At 54.3% G+C, this 13,782-nt stretch carries 15 protein-coding genes; 6 read left to right on the top strand and 9 right to left on the bottom strand.

What is annotated here, in order from left to right; all coding sequences use genetic code 11:
* The first annotated feature begins 252 nt into the window (after positions 1–252).
* Positions 253–1,854, top strand: a complete 1,602-nt coding sequence (locus GOV45_RS15650; RefSeq protein ID WP_170479482.1) for a BCCT family transporter — start codon at positions 253–255, stop codon at positions 1,852–1,854.
* 57 nt (positions 1,855–1,911) lie between these two features.
* On the opposite strand, the gene GOV45_RS15645 is transcribed toward GOV45_RS15650, so the two are convergent.
* From GOV45_RS15645 to rbfA, 6 genes are all read right to left on the bottom strand, one after another.
* Positions 1,912–2,526, bottom strand: a complete 615-nt coding sequence (locus GOV45_RS15645) for a dimethylsulfonioproprionate lyase family protein (protein WP_170479480.1) — start codon at positions 2,524–2,526, stop codon at positions 1,912–1,914.
* A gap of 275 nt (positions 2,527–2,801) precedes the next feature.
* Complete coding sequence (rpsO, locus tag GOV45_RS15640) at positions 2,802–3,071, bottom strand: 30S ribosomal protein S15 (protein ID WP_170479478.1); 270 nt, start codon at positions 3,069–3,071, stop codon at positions 2,802–2,804.
* Between the two features lie 356 nt (positions 3,072–3,427).
* Positions 3,428–3,931, bottom strand: coding sequence for a DUF1643 domain-containing protein (locus GOV45_RS15635; protein WP_170479477.1), 504 nt, complete (start codon positions 3,929–3,931; stop codon positions 3,428–3,430).
* A 22-nt stretch (positions 3,932–3,953) separates the two neighbouring features.
* Positions 3,954–4,859, bottom strand: a complete 906-nt coding sequence (gene truB, locus GOV45_RS15630; protein WP_170479475.1) for a tRNA pseudouridine(55) synthase TruB — start codon at positions 4,857–4,859, stop codon at positions 3,954–3,956.
* Between the two features lie 60 nt (positions 4,860–4,919).
* Positions 4,920–5,657 (bottom strand): phosphodiester glycosidase family protein, encoded by a 738-nt coding sequence (locus tag GOV45_RS15625; protein ID WP_170479473.1) that lies wholly within the window; start codon positions 5,655–5,657, stop codon positions 4,920–4,922.
* The gene (gene rbfA / locus GOV45_RS15620) at positions 5,654–6,049 is read right to left on the bottom strand and encodes a 30S ribosome-binding factor RbfA (protein ID WP_170479471.1); all 396 of its coding nucleotides are present in this window, start codon (positions 6,047–6,049) and stop codon (positions 5,654–5,656) included. The genes GOV45_RS15625 and rbfA overlap by 4 nt, the downstream gene beginning before the upstream one ends.
* 90 nt (positions 6,050–6,139) lie before the next feature.
* Here rbfA and dapB point away from each other — a divergent pair, with 90 nt between their 5' ends.
* Positions 6,140–6,949, top strand: coding sequence for a 4-hydroxy-tetrahydrodipicolinate reductase (gene dapB, locus GOV45_RS15615; RefSeq protein ID WP_170479469.1), 810 nt, complete (start codon positions 6,140–6,142; stop codon positions 6,947–6,949).
* Between the two features lie 47 nt (positions 6,950–6,996).
* A complete protein-coding gene (locus GOV45_RS15610) occupies positions 6,997–7,689 on the top strand; it encodes a DUF2306 domain-containing protein (RefSeq protein ID WP_170479467.1) in 693 nt (230 codons plus the stop codon).
* Between the two features lie 39 nt (positions 7,690–7,728).
* Here the strand turns inward: GOV45_RS15610 and tmpB are convergent, their stop codons facing one another.
* Together tmpB and tmpA are read right to left on the bottom strand one after the other, a co-directional pair.
* Positions 7,729–8,319 carry a (R)-1-hydroxy-2-trimethylaminoethylphosphonate oxygenase gene (tmpB, locus tag GOV45_RS15605; RefSeq protein WP_170479466.1) on the bottom strand — a complete coding sequence of 197 codons (591 nt, stop codon included), beginning with the start codon at positions 8,317–8,319 and terminating at the stop codon, positions 7,729–7,731.
* On the bottom strand, positions 8,316–9,452 hold the full coding sequence (tmpA, locus tag GOV45_RS15600; RefSeq protein ID WP_170479464.1) for a 2-trimethylaminoethylphosphonate dioxygenase: 1,137 nt from the start codon (positions 9,450–9,452) through the stop codon (positions 8,316–8,318). Before tmpA ends, tmpB begins: the two co-directional genes overlap by 4 nt.
* A gap of 98 nt (positions 9,453–9,550) precedes the next feature.
* Here tmpA and GOV45_RS15595 point away from each other — a divergent pair, with 98 nt between their 5' ends.
* Entirely contained in the window at positions 9,551–10,411 is an 861-nt protein-coding gene (locus tag GOV45_RS15595; protein ID WP_170479462.1) for a LysR family transcriptional regulator, read from the top strand.
* Here GOV45_RS15595 and GOV45_RS15590 read toward each other — a convergent pair whose 3' ends face one another.
* Positions 10,412–10,594 carry a DUF1674 domain-containing protein gene (locus GOV45_RS15590; RefSeq protein WP_170479693.1) on the bottom strand — a complete coding sequence of 61 codons (183 nt, stop codon included), beginning with the start codon at positions 10,592–10,594 and terminating at the stop codon, positions 10,412–10,414. It lies immediately after the preceding gene.
* Positions 10,595–10,683: 89 nt separating this feature from the next.
* Here GOV45_RS15590 and GOV45_RS15585 point away from each other — a divergent pair, with 89 nt between their 5' ends.
* Positions 10,684–11,943, top strand: coding sequence for an RsmB/NOP family class I SAM-dependent RNA methyltransferase (locus GOV45_RS15585; protein WP_170479460.1), 1,260 nt, complete (start codon positions 10,684–10,686; stop codon positions 11,941–11,943).
* A gap of 88 nt (positions 11,944–12,031) precedes the next feature.
* Positions 12,032–13,771: a heparinase II/III family protein gene (locus tag GOV45_RS15580; RefSeq protein WP_170479458.1), complete on the top strand. Its 1,740-nt coding sequence runs from the start codon at positions 12,032–12,034 to the stop codon at positions 13,769–13,771.
* The last annotated feature ends 11 nt before the right edge of the window (positions 13,772–13,782 follow it).

Here is a 13,782-nt window from a genome sequence, read left to right as displayed (position 1 = left end):
GTAGACGATACATCACAGCAGGACTCCGAACGACATTCTTGACCTGAAATTTCGACTTTATTTCCCCTCCAGTAGCGCCGCTAACATATCTAAAAATGAATGCATTTTGCGAAATTTGTTAGCCAGTGTAACATGTTGCTGTGCACCTCAGGGTCGAATTGACGAAAATACGTCAAGTTGGAAACATTCTTAACCCGTCCTTCGGCCTCAATGCTTGGCGTTTTGTTCAATGAAACAACAAGGGACAGTCGAATGGCACAATCCAAGAAAATGCTGGATCCGGATCCAAGGATCTACGACTTTGAAACCGAATATGAACTGGGGCAGGACAACGTAAGACCTTTTGGGCTGGACATTCACAATCCAGTTTTTCTGATCTCAAGCATCCTGATTTTTGCGTTTGTTTTGATTTCCCTAGCAAATCAGGAGGCGGCGGCCGCCTTTTTCGGGTGGCTCCGACCCTGGCTGACAAGCACGTTCGACTGGTTCCTTGTCCTTTCGGTCGACATCATCACTCTTTTCTGCCTTGTTCTGATCGTCCTGCCTGTGGGTAGTGTTCGGATCGGCGGCAAAGACGCCAAACCAGACTATTCATATGCCGGATGGATAGCGATGATGTTCGCGGCGGGCATCGGGATAGGACTGCTGTTTTTTGGCGTTCTGGAACCGGTATATTACAACTTTGCCGAAGACGGCGGAGCGCGCCCGCTGGGCATTGATATCGCGGTTCCGGGCAACGAGTATATCGGCGTTGTGGGCACCATTCACCATTGGGGGCTTGAGGGTTGGGCAGTCTATGCGGCTGTAGGCCTTGCGCTCGCGATATTCAGCTACAATCTTGGTCTTCCGCTAACCCTAAGGTCCGCATTCTATCCAATTCTTGGCGAACGAGTCTGGGGTTGGTGGGGTCACATAATCGATACTTTGGCTGTTTTTGCCACTTTGTTTGGCCTGACGACCTCGCTTGGTCTTGGTGCACAGCAAGTTGCGGCGGGCCTTAACGAAGTCTTCGGAATCGCACCAAGTCCGACAGTCGTTGTTCTATTGATCATAGGTATCACGATGATTGCATTAGGTTCGGTTCTTATGGGCATGGATGCCGGGGTAAAGAGGCTGAGCGAGATCAACATGATCATGGCCGTTGGCCTTTTCCTGTTTGTGATCGTGGTTACCGGTATTGGCACCGCCATCTCGCGTTACTTTAGTGTCATGACAGATTATGTGCGGTTGTTGCCAGCTCTCTCGAACCCGTTCGGGCGTGAAGACACCAGTTTCTTCCATGGCTGGACAACGTTCTACTGGGCCTGGTGGATTGCGTGGTCGCCTTTTGTCGGGATGTTCATCGCCCGCATTTCTAAAGGTCGCACAGTTCGTGAATTTGTGATCTGCGCCTTGTTAGCCCCAACTGCGGTTTGCGCCCTGTGGATGTCCACATTCGGCGGTGCGGCAATCGACATGCTGAATGCGGGTGGCGCCGACGGTGTCCGCGCGACGGTGATCGAAAGCTACGCGCCTGAGGGTGCGCTTTTTGGGTTCCTAAAGGAGCTGCCGTTGTACGGCATCATAGCTCCTATAGCGTTGATCCTGATCGTGGTGTTCTTTGTCACCTCATCGGACTCTGGCTCGTTGGTGATTGATACGATCACGGCAGGCGGTAAGATGGATGCGCCGGTGGTACAGCGGGTATTCTGGTGTACTCTCGAAGGTCTGGTGGCCATCGCGCTGCTGCTCGGAGGCGGCCTAAGCGCGCTACAGGGTGCGGCTGTGTCAACAGGTATCCCGTTCACATTGGTCGTTCTGATCATGTGTTACTGTCTGTGGCTAGCACTGAAATCTGAACGCTCCAAGATGTAGCGTAACGTTCAAACAATCAAGAACGCCCGTCAATTGGCGGGCGTTCTTTCTTTTGACTCAAGTTTTAAGGTCTGTTTCTGGACTTTCCATGAAAGCATAAGAGTGTGTGTTTATGTCGCCGCTCCAACGCCAAAGCGCCACGAAACCTTCGGGGCCTGTCCGAAAGGCATGTGGCATGAGACTGGGATGATGTATTATATCGCCTTCCCCGCGCACTCGGATGTCATCGCCCGCAGTCCAAATCGCTCGTCCTGCTATCACGACATAAGTTTCATCCGCATCATGGCGATGGAGCGGATAATAACTGTTCGGGCGCATATAAACCAATCCCAGCCGAACGTCCGGAGCTGGAATAGGGCCATCCGGCCCAAGCAGGGTGGCAACGCAAATCATCGCAGCGACACCCACCTCTGTGTTTCCTTCGACGGGGTTTGACCCCCACGGAATCAAAGTCTGAGCGCCAAGAACGGCAGCCGCCGCAAAATGCCGGCTTTCTGACAGCACAGTTCGGATACTTTCATCCATGAGACAAGGTAAAACTGGGTCATGCGTTATGGCAGCTGGCGCATCTAGAAGTCTCTGCGCAGTAAAAGAACCCATTGGATTATCCTCGGCCAAATAGACCTGAGAAATAGCCAGCAGCATCTCGTGAAATGGATTGTCTTGGTACATGGCGCACGACCCTTAATGACGTAACCATTTGACAATTCAAATTTTGAACTTCTGCAATTTTTGCGACTGGCACGGGTCGGAATCGTACAATCATAATAATCGAGGCGACACCGCAGGCACCACATTTAGGCCGGTTCCTAGAAGTGCCTGCGAGCAATCTAAAAATGGGTACAGTGCCATATAACCCCTAGGGCAAAAACAAACACGCCCACCTCAATGGTGGGCGTGAACTATGTAAAAGTTGGTTAGTAAACCAAAAATCGAGCAGTGCTCGATTAACGGCGAATACCCAGCTTTTGGATAAGGTCTTGGTAGCGCGCTTCTTCTTTGCCCTTCAGGTAGTCAAGCAACTTACGGCGCTGCGCCACCATCTTCAAAAGACCGCGACGACCGTGGTTGTCTTTCTTATGGGTCTTGAAGTGTTCGGTCAGGGTGTTGATGCGTGAGGTCAAGATAGCAACCTGAACTTCGGGTGAGCCGGTGTCACCCTCTTTAGTTGCGAATTCTTTCATAACGCGTGCTTTTTCAGCGGCAGTGATCGACATCGGGGTCTCCTTTAATGGTTAGAGTGAATGGCGCAGGCCGGGATGTCGTCCAGCGCAGGCCCATGGAGAAAACCGCACCGATTCCGATGCGGATGGGCGCGTATAGGCGCATTTGCCTCAAATGGCAAAAGGAATCTTTGAATGGTGCCCATGGCAACCAAAACCTCTAGGTGACGTTCGTTCGCGGCGTCCCAGGCAATCAATAGTTTGTCCTGTCCAACCTCAAAATCTATGATTTTGACCGAGTCGGCTTTGGGTTTTGAGGTCGAAATAAATTTCGGCGGCGCCTTCGCCTGGTATCACGAATACCGCGCCCGCTTTTACTGCCGGGCCAAACAAGCTGATCGGAAACGCATTCACCAGCGCTCGGGTTTTTGAGAGTATGCGACGTAAAGTGGATGCTTTGGGTGCCCGTCTTTGGTAAACCCAAGATGAAACAGGGGTTGACCGGTATCGCGCAGCAGGTTTTCGACAGCATAACCGCGATTCAGATGTGAGCCGTGTGTACCCCACGCGGCGATGACCTGATCGGCCCAATCAACACCGTTCAGAATGGCCTCGTCATTCTGAGGCCCAACTGGGTCGATAGCAGCTCGCATCTTGCGTGGATCGGTATCACGCCAGGCAAAAATGTTGGTCACTTGAAAAGCACCAAATCCAAGCGCACGCGCCCTTCGTTCGCAGCGTTCTACCGTAGGGTCGTTTTGAATTTCAGTTGCGGTTGATGGGTTCAGCATTACGAATAAAGCCTTACGCCCCCGCGCGTTCCAGATGCGGGTAAGACTATAACGATATTTCTCGCAGTCCGAATAAACTGCGGTCGAGGGTGCGTCGCCCTTTGTATGGGTTCGAGTGATCATGTCCTTTCGCGTAACATGGCTTTCATAAGACGAACACCCGGCTGGGATGCAATTCTCCGGATTTGTAGATGCCTACCGCGACGGCTTTGCCGTCCAATGAGGCCCAAGCCTCGCCGCCATATGCCACGTCAGATGCCATTACCATACCCGCGTTGCCATTGCGCAATCGTGCGGCACCTTCAGGTGTGCACTTAAGCTCGGGCAAATCTTTCAACCCGGTTTCCAACGGATGCAGATATTTCTCCAAAGCAGTGGTTTTGGCCAACCTGTCGATCTGCTCGACGCTCAGTCCATCCTCGGCCTCGAATGGGCCGGACCAGATTCGACGCAATTCTTTGACGTGGCCATGGCATCCAAGTGCCGCGCCAAGATCACGGGCTACTGAACGTACGTAACCGCCTTTACCGCAAGTCATCTCCAGAACCACGTGATCTGGATCAGGCCGGTCAATAAGCAACAGTTCCTCAACCCATAGCGGACGGGCCGACAGCTCCACATCCTCGCCTTCGCGGGCAAGTTTATAGGCACGCTGACCATCGACTTTGACGGCCGAAAACTTGGGCGGCACCTGCATTATCTCACCCAAAAAGGATGTGAGCGCCTGTTTGATTTGCTTATCAGAAGGACGCGCAGAGCTTTCGGCAATAACCTCACCTTCGGCATCGTCGGTATTGGTGGCCTGCCCCAAGCGCACGGTAAAAACGTAAGCTTTCAGGGCATCGGTGATGTACGGCACGGTTTTGGTCGCTTCGCCTAAGGCAACGGCCAGAACACCTGTTGCTTCTGGGTCCAGCGTGCCTGCGTGACCGGCTTTCTTAGCATCTAAAGCCCAACGAACTTTGTTGACTACGGCGGTCGAAGTCATACCCGCAGGCTTATCAACCACCAGCCAGCCGGAAATATCGCGCCCCTTGCGTTTGCGTCCCATCTTGCACCTTGAACTATTCTGAGGCGCGCGGCCTAACGGATCACAACTTGGCTGTCAAATTCAGGGTAAGTCTTCGACCACCCCAACAATTGGCCCCAACGAAAACCCAACGTCCGAGCGGTTCCCTGCACGGTCGTACATGCGTGAAATGTTACCGTCAAAGAAAAGCGCGTTAGGCGTTTCCAACACGTCGCGAAACAGGCGACCGAACTCGTGAAATGTTACATAGTCATCAGATATTGCGAACAAGACACGTGAGCCATCAGCGCTGGTACCAACCCCATTGCGAATGTACCGAGAAGTTGAGTCGGGAAGAAAGCGCGGATGAAGTTCACCATCAATCACCAGCATAGGGCCGGACTGACTGGCAAAACGACAATCGGGTGCCTGATCGACAAAGTTCAGAGTTTCGATCACATCGGCACGGTCCGTACGAATACAGAATACACCGTTTGGCAAGAGGCCGAAATTACCCGGACCAGCGTTTGGGATGACGCGCATAGTCTCAACGCCATTTTCTACGTAATGGCCAACAGGCGAGCGGTCTTCGTGATACATGCCCGCGTTCATCGCAAAAGTGAGGCGTTTGCCGCTCGAACTCAACGCTTCATTGACCGAAGAAAAATGGCCTAGCGGGTTGCCATCTTCGTCGTACAGAAACAGGCGTAAGTCGTCTGATGCTGCGTCTACCTCGCACACTGTATAGCGCTTGCCTTCGTGCGCCAGCTTTTCACAGCTGACTGCCGCAGCTTGAGTAGCCCAGAATAGAGCGATCAAAATGGTCAAAGTGCGGATCACTCTTTCAAATCGCGGCGTACCGCGTCCTGCTCAAACAATCGCCGGGTGTCGTCCATCCGATCGAATGTGTCGTCCAGACGAAACCGCAGATCGGGGGAGAACTTCAGCCCGACCTTCTTACCGACCATGCGCCGCAACTCGCCCTTGTTGCGGGCCAGCAATTCAATCACGTCCTCCTGCCCTTTGCCGCCTAGCGGCAACACATAAGCGGTGGCGATCTTTAAATCCGGTGACGTGCGGACCTCGCCTACGGTGATCGACATACGGTTTAGGTCGGGGTCATGGACATCGCCGCGTGAAAGTACCTCGGACAAGGTACGGCGGATCAATTCGCCGACGCGCAATTGTCTTTGGGAAGGCCCGGGGCCATCGTGAAACTTATTCTTTGCCATACCACCGATCTAAGCGCAAAGCAGGGCTTTGCCAAGCGGCCCTTAACCGGGTAGGAGGCTTTGAGCCGACTGACAGAAAGGACCAGCGCAATGACCCATATTCCCGGGATCGTTATCACAGGGGCCTCGGGCCGAATGGGGCAGATGCTGATCAAGACCGTTGCTGATAACGATCATACACGTCTTGTAGGCGCGGTAGAGCGTAAGGGACATGACTGGATCGGACAGGACGTAGGTCAGGCGATGGGCGGGCAAGCGCTTGGTGTAAAAGTGACGGATGACCCCTTGGAAGCATTTGCGCAGGCGCAGGCCATAATTGATTTCACCTCGCCCGAGGCAACGCTTGAGTTTGCAGCGCTGGCGGCGCAGGCACGCTGCGTGCATGTCATCGGAACTACCGGCATGACAGAAGAACAGATTGCTGCATTGGAACCAGCGTCGCGTCATGCCGTAATCGTACGCGCAGGTAACATGAGCCTCGGCGTGAACCTGCTGGTGCAACTGACCAAAAAGGTTGCCGCCGCGCTGGATGAAGACTTCGACATCGAAATTACCGAGGCCCACCATCACCACAAGGTCGATGCGCCATCGGGCACCGCACTGATGTTGGGAGAGGCCGCCGCCGAAGGACGTGGAGTTAAACTTGCGGATATTTCGGATCGAGGTCGCGACGGCATCACCGGTGCGCGCAAACGTGGCGACATCGGTTTCCACGCCATCCGAGGCGGAGACGTCGTAGGTGAGCACGACGTGTTGTTCGCGGCCCCCGGTGAACGCATTGTTTTGCGTCATCTGGCCTCAGACCGCGCGATTTTTGCTCGCGGTGCGCTGAAAGCCGCGCTTTGGGGGCAAGGCAGGGCACCGGGTCAATATGACATGGTAGATGTATTGGGCCTCTAACGTTTCTCTGTCATGGACGAAGCGTCAATCGACGATATGATCACAACATGTGGTTATCAAAGTCAGGCATTGTTACGGTCGTAATACTTACGGTTTTCTATCTGACCTTGCTGCCTTTTCTTGCGCATGCATTTGAGTTGATCACGGTGGGTCTTTCCGCCTTTCCGTGGCGACAAACCTATCTTTTTGCCGCCGACCAATCAGTCGGCAACGCTGCGATGATGTTGCATATCACTGCTGGGTCGGTGTTGGTGGCCTTGGTGCCGCTGCAGATGGTCGGGCGCATTCGGCTGCGAAATATTTCATTTCATCGCGGTATCGGCTCGCTGCTGGTTGTCTTGGCATTGACCACCGGGCTGGCTGGAATGGTTTATATTCCTCTGCGTGGGACCATTGGCGGACCGCTTATGTCTGCGGCATTTTTCATATATGGTTTTTGCCTCTTTACCGCCGCGCTGATGCTGGCGCGGATGGTCTTTATTGGAAATAGGCAGGGCCACTGGGAGTGGGCACTTCGCCTGTTTTGGCTCGCGCTGGGTTCCTGGTTATACCGGGTGCACTACACTCTGTGGTATTTGCTGACCGGAGGTCTCTGGTCCGAGCCCGACTTTTCAGGCTCATTCGATCTTATACAGAATTTTGCCTTCTATTTGCCGTATCTGGTGGCTGTCCAGTTCTGGATCGTGGCGCACCGCGATGCCCATCAAGGAACCTTGCCGAAGCGTCTGGGAGCCTGGTAATCACTATTGGCTGGTTTTCGGTACGTTGAACGGCAACCTTTAACCCGCGCCAAGATGCCTATCTACCATCCGCTGCACCATAGGCGCGAAATGGGTGAAATCCGGAGTCTTCATGTCGGCTATCTTGCCTGCCTCATCCAGATAGCGCACCTGAATGATTTCTTTAAGATTTGGGTTGGTTTCAAATTCTGCAACTTCTTCGGCGTTCATCGGTCCACCCTGAAGGTCCAGTGTATGGACCGAGGCTGAGGACAATCGGTTAAAGTACTCAGGTTTGGTTGCACAGAGATACCTTTTGGCCGCCACGTGAAAACGGCAACAATCTGTAATGACCGATGGAAAAAACTGTTCCAGAACCTGTGCGCCCGCGTCTTCATGGTGGCGGTCCTCTTTATCGTCGGGATGATACGTTCCGAACTCGGATGTGAAATGCCCAATGTCGTGCAACAATGCGCCTACGATAATTTCTTCGGACATACCGTTTTGTTCGGCGATTGTGGCGCCCTGAAGCATGTGTTCGGCCATGGTCACTGGTTCGCCGAGATATTCCTCACCACCTCGGCGTTCGAAGATGTCTGCAATAAAAGCTACGATGTTGTCGCGGTTCAGGTTCTGGAAATTAGGCTTCATTCTGCCGCCTCAGTCCGGGTTACCTGCAATGCGGCCAAGGTCGACAGCAAACCATCCTTGTCGGCATAGCACCCCTGTAACCAGCGAGACCCAGCTCCGGAGTAACCCAGGCGCGCGTGCAGAACGCGTGTGTTGTCAACGATAAAACTTTCGCCCGGTTCCAGCTTGAATGACACTCCCATATCCGGGTCATCAATGATTTCGCCCAACTGGCGGTAGGCGGCATAGTAACCCTCCATCTTCTCAAATGGAATGTCGATCAAAGGTGCGGCGGACCTATTGTTAAACCGGATAGCTATAAGTTCACCATCTGGTGCAAGTTCGATCATAGGGCGGCGCGACTGCAAGCAGACACCGTCGGATCCTTTGTATTCAAACCTTGCGGGATGGCTCGAAAGCAGGTTGAACCCTTCTGGGTTTTCATCGCGCAGGCGCTGGGCCGCACGAAATCCGTCTACAACGATCGAGTCGCCACCTTCGGCGCTGTTTTCAAGGCAATAAAGTATCTGCAAGGTAGGAACGGGATCGCGATAAGGGTTATCGGTATGCGCCTGCAGTCCCAAACCAGTATAGGCGAGGTTGGTAGGATTTACTTCGGTCCGAACTTCGAAATAGGGACCGTAATTAGTTTCACGCACGTACCCGAACAAGTCAGCGACTTTCAGCAAAGACTCGGGTTCAATCGGGCCGTTTGTCAGTTTTGCAAATCCAAACTCGGCAATTGCGGCCAGCCAGTCGCACTTGACGGTAGGATCGGTGTGAATTTCGATCCAATCGGCACTTGGCGCTTTGATCCCTCGTTGCCATGTCGTTATGCCGGGGGCGACCCTGCCTACGGTATTAGGTCGATGGCAGTCATAGACATGATTTTTCAACCAATCACTGGGGAAAATAACGGTTTTGCCTTCCGGTTGAAACGTGACCAATAAATTGCCGTTTTCAATATTAGCGTCTGCCACGCGCAAATTGGACGGTATATCTCCGATAGTGATCAGTCGCTGGCCATTGCCGGGCGCCCGGGTTTCCGGATCCAGCGCGTTGTCGCGCAGCCAAATGCCGTGAAAACGGGCTTGTTGCCCCTCAGAAAATTCAACGGTTACAACGGAGCCATCGTGAGTGGCATGGCGCAGCATCGGTATCTCCAGTTCAGTGCAAACTTTGGTTGAGGAAATAACCGGGTTATGACATTACGACAATTAATCCTTATTGGCATAAAGGCCAAGAAAAATTGATGGCTAAGAATAAGGTTGGCTTGCCGCCTCTGGATTGGTTGCGGGTATTCGAGGCGGCAGGTAGATTGGGTGGCTTTTCCGCCGCAGCGCGGGAATTCGGGCTAACGCAGGCCGCTGTTAGTCAGCGAATTGGCAATCTCGAGGCATGGCTAGGTCGCACCCTGTTTGTGCGTGAAGCCCGCGGCGTATCTCTGACTGTCGAAGGCGAAAGCTATTTGCCCTTGGTGCAAGACAGCCTTCAGGCGTTGGAACGAAACACCGAAGACCTGTTCGGAAAGTCGCCTCGCGAACTTAGGGTGGCTGGGTTGTCATCGCACATTTATGCGCTGGTTATACCGCGTCTTCCCAGCTTTCTTGAGTTGCGGCCCAAAGTCCGAGTAATGACGGACACGGTTGCCCGCCGTTCGTCATTGGAAGAAGAAAAAACCTGGTTACAGATCCGATATGGCCGTGGGGCTTGGGCGGGGCGCGAGGCGGTATTAATCGCACCTGAAGTTCTTACCCCAATGGCGGCTAATGGCGTTAATTGGGGCGCGCCGCTGGTCGAACAGCGCGGAGAGCGTCCGGGATGGCGCGATTGGGCAAAAGTTTCAGAGATGCAGGAGTTGCCTCAGGCCCATATCAGTTTCGATTCGATGGGCCATGCGATTGCTGCGGCACGTCAAGGGATGGGCGTTGTGCTGGGATCGGTGCCACTTGCTTCTGGCCACCTGCAGTCAGGTCAATTGCGAAAGTTAAACATGCCTGAATTGGAAACACGTGACGGTTACTGGCTGACGTGGCCAGAGGATAGAGCGAGATCCAAAAGGCAACGATCATTGATCGAGGATTTTCTGGAGGTACTACGTGCCCCTCATTGATCAGAAATCGATGGCAATGCCTTTCTTCTCCCAATCACCAAATCGGGCTGGGTCCGGCCCCTTGCGACCGCCCAATTCCTTCGGCTGAGGTTTTGCCTTTGTGTCAGCCTCGCGGCGGCGTTCTTCGGCCTCGGCCAAGGCGCGTTGGGCAGCAGGTGGAAGGTCTTTGTTGTTGTTACTCATACCATCGGGTTCCTTTTCAGGCATGGGCTTGATATACGCCCTCGTCCGCAGATGGCAATACGGGCAAAGGTTACACGAAAGGCAAGTCAATGTCCGACAGCGCAACTGCCGCGCGACGCAGCGCAATCTATTTGCTGGATCAAATATTGGGCGAAGGTCGGTTGCTTTCGGAATGTCTGAATGCGGGAATTCTTGACAAGTTAGGCCCGGAGGATCGCGCCCGTGCCCAACGGCTGGTGCTTGAAACATTGCGTGGCTTGGAGCGCGCGGATCGGTTGTTGGCCAATCACCTAAAACGTACGCCCGCATTAACCGTACATAACGCGCTGCGCGTTGGTACAGTGGAGCTGTGCCAAGGTGAGGCGGCCCACGGTGTTGTGAATTCGATGGTTGAAATCGTTGGACGCTCACGCAAACACGGACGGCTAAAAGGGTTGGTAAACGCTGTCTTGCGCAAGGTGGCGGCTGAGGGGCCGGAGGCTTGGCCGCGCATGCGGGTTCCGCGGTTGCCTGATTGGTTGCGCCAGCCTCTTGTCATGGCATGGGGCACGGGCGCTGTGAGTGCCATGGAACAGGCGCATTTTACCGGTGCTCCCCTTGATGTGACAGTAAAACCGGGCGGGCAAAGCCCCGGCGGTGAGACGATACCGACTGGGACAGTCAGGTTGCAGAATGCAGGGCAGGTTTCCGCGTTGCCAGGATTCAAGGGCGGGGATTGGTGGGTGCAAGACGCCGCTGCTGCTGTTCCAGTTCGCGTCCTGGCGCCCAAGGCCAATGAAGTGATTTTGGATCTTTGTGCCGCACCGGGCGGAAAGACACTCCAATTGGCGGCGGCCGGTGCCGATGTCACGGCGTTGGATGTCTCAGAAATTCGGCTTGAGCGGGTTAGGCAGAACCTTGTTCGTACAGGCCTTTCTGCCAATGTGATTACTGGCGACGCGCTTGATCATCATGGGCAATATGACGCGATTCTGCTGGATGCGCCTTGTTCAGCTACAGGTACGATCCGACGTCACCCTGATTTGCCCTATGCCAAGGACGGGTCCGAGTTTGATGCTTTGTTCGATCTGCAGACTCGAATGCTGGATCACGCGTGGACCTTACTTAAACCAGGTGGTCGTTTGGTATATTGCACCTGCTCATTGTTGCCGGATGAGGGCGAAGTACAGATTGAAGAAGCTTTGGAACGGCACGCTGATATGCAGGTGGATTCTGATGCGCTGAATGTGCCTGGTGTAGACCCCGAATGGATCACTGCCGAAGGTGGCCTGCGATTGCGTCCGGATTACTGGACTGACTTGGGTGGCATGGATGGGTTCTACATCGCATGCCTCAACAAATCCGTCTGAGTGCACTCTTTTCGATGACTTCACGTCCAGACCCGTCTATCGTTGGTTCAGACGCCGACAGAGCGTCAGGGGCAGAGTAACGAGCGGCATGTCAAAGTCGGACACCATGGCAAACCGATGGACGCGGTTTCAGAACCGTCTTTACGCACGGCTGAGCCAGAGGCGTAGAGCTGTTTCCGGGTTTGTCGGGCAACCAGAGCCACGTACCGTCGGGTCCTTTGCGCGTGGTCGACAACTTATTGCCGGAAATCTTCTTTTCGCCGGCTATCTGGTCGAGGCCGAAGATACAGATTTGTGGAACGTCCCCCCACCTAGCGCGGCGTTTGATGACGAACGGCATGGTTTTTCCTGGTTGGATGATTTGGCTGCCGTTGGCGATATGCGAGCCCGGGAAAAGGCACAGCGTTGGGTTTGGGGTTGGATCGAATCACATGGAAACGGCCATGGTTACGGTTGGGCGCCAGACCTGACCGGGCGGCGCGTGCTTCGCTGGATTTACCACGGTATGTTCCTTTTGCGTGGCATGGACGAGGCGCAAAGTAAGTTATTTTTCCGCTCGCTGACGCAACAGACATGGTTTTTGTCAAAGCGTTGGTCTGCAGCAACGCCGGGCCTGCCTAGATTTGAGGCCCTGGCCGGTCTAGTTCAGGCCGGTCTCGCTTTGGATGGACTGGAACAAATTGCCGATCCCGCTTTGCGCGCCCTTGCACGTGAATGTGACAGGCAAGTAGATGCTCAAGGCGGAATCGCCACCCGCAACCCGGAGGAGCTGTTGGAGGTTTTCACGTTATTGTCGTGGACATCCGCAGCACTTAGCGAAGTTGGCCGGGGCACTCCGGCCGCTCAGACGGATGCAATAAAGCGTATCGCTCCAACCTTGCGTAACCTGCGTCACGCGGATGGCGGTTTGGCGCGTTTTCACGGAGGTGGACGCGGGATAGACGGGCGACTAGATCAGGCGCTGGCTCAAAGTGGCGTGAAGCCTAAACCGAGTTCCGGTCTGTCCATGGGGTTCGCCCGAATGAACGCTGCCAGAACCACGGTTATCGTTGATGCAAGCACGCCGCCTACTGGTGCCGCATCGTACAATGCCCATGCGTCGACACTTGCTTTCGAGCTGACGTCGGGCCGTCGGCCTTTGATTGTGAATTGCGGATCCGGCAGTAGTTTCGGCCCGGAATGGAGGCGCGCCGGTCGGGCAACGCCATCGCATTCGACGCTAAGCTTGGATGGGTATTCTAGTGCCCGGCTAGCCGCACCAGCCCGCGGAACCATGAATGAAGCCCTAATTGATGGCCCTCGTAGCGTGCCAATTGATACTGAAGATGCGTTTGAAGGCTATCGGTTTATGGTGGGACATGATGGCTATGCTAAAGTGTTCGGACTGACCCATGCGCGCACTTTTGAGCTGCGATTTGACGGCCGGGAACTAACAGGTGAGGATATTCTGCTAACCGCAACGGACAAGGCAAAACGCCAGTTCGATAAGGCCTTGGATGCGTCCGGCCTGAAGGGAATTACTTTCGACATAAGATTTCACCTTCATCCTGATGTTGATGCTGCGCTGGATCTGGGGGGCGCGGCGGTGTCTATGGCGCTCAAAAGTGGAGAGATTTGGGTTTTTCGTCATGACCGCATAGGGAAATTGTCTGTTGAACCAAGCGTTTATCTTGAAAAAGGTCGTTTAAAGCCACGCGCGACAAAACAGATCGTTCTATCCGGCCGCGCAATGGAGTATGCGACGCGCATCCGGTGGACGCTGAGCAAGGCCCAGGATACAGCCTATGCCGTACGCGACCTGCACCGGGACGAGCCCGAGTTTGACTGACGCCAAAAGGA

Source organism: Ruegeria arenilitoris, assembly GCF_013035425.1.
GTDB classification, from domain to species: Bacteria; Pseudomonadota; Alphaproteobacteria; order Rhodobacterales; family Rhodobacteraceae; genus Ruegeria; species Ruegeria arenilitoris_A.
The sequence above is the reverse complement of the archived record's forward strand: the minus strand, read 5'-3'. Positions and strand labels throughout refer to the sequence as shown.